This is a genomic window from Streptomyces poonensis (assembly GCF_014650915.1).
In the GTDB taxonomy this organism is placed as follows: Bacteria; Actinomycetota; Actinomycetes; order Streptomycetales; family Streptomycetaceae; genus Streptomyces; species Streptomyces poonensis.
The window spans coordinates 1-3,541 of sequence record NZ_BMVW01000038.1 but is presented as its reverse complement, the minus strand read 5'-3'; the positions used below and the strand labels follow the sequence as shown (position 1 = coordinate 3,541).

Sequence of the window (3,541 nt, the reverse complement as noted above, 5' to 3'; positions counted from 1 at the left end):
ACGACCCGAGACCATCGCCGAACGTAATCGCCTCAAAGCTCACAAAGGTTAAAGAACAAGCTCAGAAGCTGTGAACGAACTCTCTATTTGCTCTGTTCTGGGGCGGGTGGGCCGTTTCGTTCACCGTTGTGGCAGAACGGGGCAGTACCGGGCGGCGGGAATCAGGGTTGCGGTGCGGACGACTGAGTTTTCGGTCGCTTGTGGTGACCATGGACAGCCGGGAGGACGGTCGGGGCAGGCGGGCCGAGTGCCTGGGCGGTGAAGGGCCGTCCCGGTCCGCGGGGTGGTGATCTGCCGTGTTCACGACGATCGGGAGTGTGGGGAAGGACCGGTTCGAGGAGCTGGTGACCAGCTCGCTGGACCGGGTGGAGATGGAGGCCCGCTGCCAGTTCGCGGTGGGCGATGCGGCGCTGGAGATCGAGCCGCTGCGTCCGCACGGCGGGCACCTGCCGGTTGCGGAGCCGCAGCTGAGCGTGGAGGAGTCGCTGGCGCTGTTCGCGGCCCGGCTGGGGGTGTCCTTTCACACGGTGCGCACGCAGCGGTGGGTGGCCGCGCAGTGGCCGGCCGAGCACCGGCAGACCGGCGTGTCCTTCGAGGTCCACCGGATCCTGGCCGCGCACCCGGACCGCTTCGAGCTGATCCGGAACCCGCCGCTGAACGAGCGCACGGGCCTGCCGCGGTGGACCGGCGAGGCCGCGAAGAAGGCGGTGGGCTGGAAGAGCGATCAGGTCCCGGTCAGCACGGCGGAGAAGGTGGCGGCCATCCGGGACCTGGCCGAGGGCGATGAGGCGGTGGCGGCGGTGGTGGCCACCGACTTCCTGCGCCGCCCGGACGTTGCCTTCAAGGCCATGCGCGACCCCACCGCCCGGGAACGCGTGAACGAGGCCCAGTTCGAGCTGGCCGAGGAAGGCGGGGAGGACGACGAGTTCACGCAGGACTACGTGCAGACCTTCTCCGACGAGGACGAGGGCGACCCGATCGAGGACCCGGTGCACATCGTCCGCGGCTTCCGCAAAGCCCAGGAGTTCGGCGACCTGATCGCGGTCTGCCAGGGCTTCATCGCCGGTGCCGCCCGGCTGGTGCCCAAGCTGCGCTGCCACGATCTCACCGCATCACAGGTGGCCGCGCTCACCCGGCATGTGGAGAAGCTGCGGGCCACCACCGACTGGATCGAGCACGCCGTGGCCACTGGCAAGGTGGACCTGGACGAACAGCTCGCCCAGCTGCTGCGGGGACAGTAGCCATGCCGCGGCGGGCCGGCTGTCCCGCCCACGTCCACGGCGACGCGGTCCGCAAGGCCCTGCTGGAGGCCCGCCCGGAGGGGTTGACGCTCGCGCAGCTGTGCCGGGCCACCAAACGCTCGCCCGCCCAGGTCTGGGCCGGGCTGCGCTACCTGCGGAAAGTCGCCGCCAAGGAGGGGCTCCCGCCCGTGACCTGCAACCGCGAGAAAGGCTTCCAGCTCTCCGACGACCCCGAGGTGTGGATCGCGTACGAGCGGGCGCTCTTCCACGCCGAGCTGAACCGGATCACCAACGTCCTCACCGGCATCGTCACCCCGCACGCACGGAAGGCCCCGGAGGACGAGTGGGTGCGGCTGGTGGTGGACCAGCTCAGCGGGGTCAAGGCCACCCTGGAAGTCCTCACCCGCATGGAACGCTGAAAGACCAGGTCAGAAGCATGCGCGAGCGGCGATATCCAACCGACATGTCGGACGCGGAATGGCGGCTGATCGAGCCGCTGCTTCCGCCGCCGGCCTGCACGCTGCCCACGGGCGGCCGACCGGAGAAGTACGACCGGCGCGATGTGGTCGACGCGATCCGCTACCTCGTGGACAACGGAATCAAGTGGCGGGCCGTACCCGCCGACTTCGGCATCCCCTGGCGCAGCCTCTACGCATACTTCCAGCGCTGGGCCGCCGCCGGAGTCGTCGCCCACCTTCGTGACCAGCTCCACCAGCAGGTCCGCGAGCGGGAGGGCAAGAACCCGCGGACAGTCACCGTCATCCTCGACTCCCAGAGCGTCAAGGGCGCCGAAACCGTCGGTGCCGCCACCCGCGGCTACGACGCCGGGAAGAAAATCAACGGCCGCAAACGGCACCTCGCCGTCGACACCCGGGGCCTGCCGCTGGCCGTGATGGTCACGCCCGCCTCGCTGCACGACGGACCGGCCGCCCACGACTTCCTCTTCCGTCTCCGCCTCGCCCACCCCGAGATCACCCTGGCCTGGGCGGACTCGGCCTACGGTGGCCAGCTCGTCGACTGGGCCCACACCTTCCTCGGCCTCACCCTGCGCACCGTCGCCCGCCCCAAGGGACAGAAGGGCTTTCAGGTGCTGCCGAAGCGGTGGGTGGTCGAGCGGTCGATTTCCTGGATCATGCGGGCCCGCCGGAACTGCCGGGACTACGAGCGCCTGCCCCAGCACAGCGAGGCCCACCTCGCCTGGACGACCATTACGTTGATGACCCGCCGTCTGACCAAGCCGGTCAAGAAGCGGCCCGCACCGACGACATCCCAGCCGGCCCGGCCCGCGCCGGTGCGGATCCGGGCCCGCACCCGCGGCATCCGCCTCGCTCCGGCCACGCAGTAGCCTCCCGTCCGCGCCTGCCGATGTCAGGAGGAACGAAAAGCTGGGCGTGCGCTCCTGGCAGGATGCGTGCGTATGAGTTCTGGCATATGGAGCACGCATGCAATCGAGTTGACCGGCGACAAGGTGATCAAGCGGTTCCCGAGAGGGAGCGGTGACCGTGCTGAGCGCGAGTGGCGGGCCTTAACGCTGCTGGCCAGGCATGCTCCCGGACTGGCTCCTCAGCCGCTGGAAGCCGACCTCGCGGCATCGGAGCCGGTCGTGGTGATGTCCCGACTCGACGGGAAGCCCTTGCGCGGCGGCGTGATGGGGAGCGAGCAGATCAAGGCCCTGGCCGAGGCGGTGACCGCGATGCATGCGGCGGTGCCCTCTGACGTCGTGCGTGAGGTGCCTCTCCGGCCCGGGCATCAGGCCGAGCTCATCGGGCACCTGCATACATGGGCGACGACGGCCCGTCCCCAGGCCGGTGGTCCGGTGCGGCAGGGCATGGACGCCGGCCTGGACTGGCTGGCCACCTCCGGTCTGGACGCCGGTGAGCCGCCGGGGGTGCCGCCGGTCTTCGGCCCCGGGGACGGCAACCTCGCGAACTATCTGTGGGACGGCCGCCGGGTCCAGGTTGTCGACTTCGAGGAATCCGGCCGCAGCGATCGCGCGTTCGAACTGGCGGAAATCACCGAACATGTGGGCAGCTGGGTGAACGGCACCCCGCTCGATGTCCCGGCGTTCTTGGACTGTTTCGACCTCGCCCCCGCAGAGGCGTCACGGCTGCGGGGCTGCCGCCGGTTGCTCGCTCTCGTCTGGCTGTTTCTGCTGGCCGGCGACGACCCGGAGGATTCCAGGAATCCGCCGGGGACCGCTGAGCGGCAGGCCGACCGGTTGTTGCACCTGCTGGCCTGAGCTTGTTCTTTAACCTTTGTGAGCTTTGAGGCGATTACGTTCGGCGATGGTCTCGGGTCGT

3 protein-coding genes and 1 pseudogene are annotated in these 3,541 nt (G+C 69.5%); all 4 read left to right on the top strand.

The annotated features are described in order from the left end of the window. The first annotated feature begins 296 nt into the window (after positions 1 to 296). The 4 genes and pseudogenes from IE242_RS37240 to IE242_RS37225 all read left to right on the top strand — a co-directional run bounded on the left by IE242_RS37240 (position 297) and on the right by IE242_RS37225 (position 3,480). The gene (locus IE242_RS37240) at positions 297 to 1,241 is read left to right on the top strand and encodes a DUF6192 family protein (RefSeq protein ID WP_189867528.1); all 945 of its coding nucleotides are present in this window, start codon (positions 297 to 299) and stop codon (positions 1,239 to 1,241) included. Positions 1,242 to 1,243: 2 nt separating this feature from the next. Then, entirely contained in the window at positions 1,244 to 1,660 is a 417-nt protein-coding gene (locus IE242_RS37235) for a hypothetical protein (protein ID WP_189867526.1), read from the top strand. A gap of 17 nt (positions 1,661 to 1,677) precedes the next feature. Beyond that, a pseudogene (locus tag IE242_RS37230) lies at positions 1,678 to 2,662 on the top strand (IS5 family transposase). Then, a complete protein-coding gene (locus IE242_RS37225) occupies positions 2,659 to 3,480 on the top strand; it encodes a phosphotransferase family protein (RefSeq protein WP_189867524.1) in 822 nt (273 codons plus the stop codon). Before IE242_RS37230 ends, IE242_RS37225 begins: the two are co-directional and overlap by 4 nt. Positions 3,481 to 3,541 lie beyond the last annotated feature (61 nt).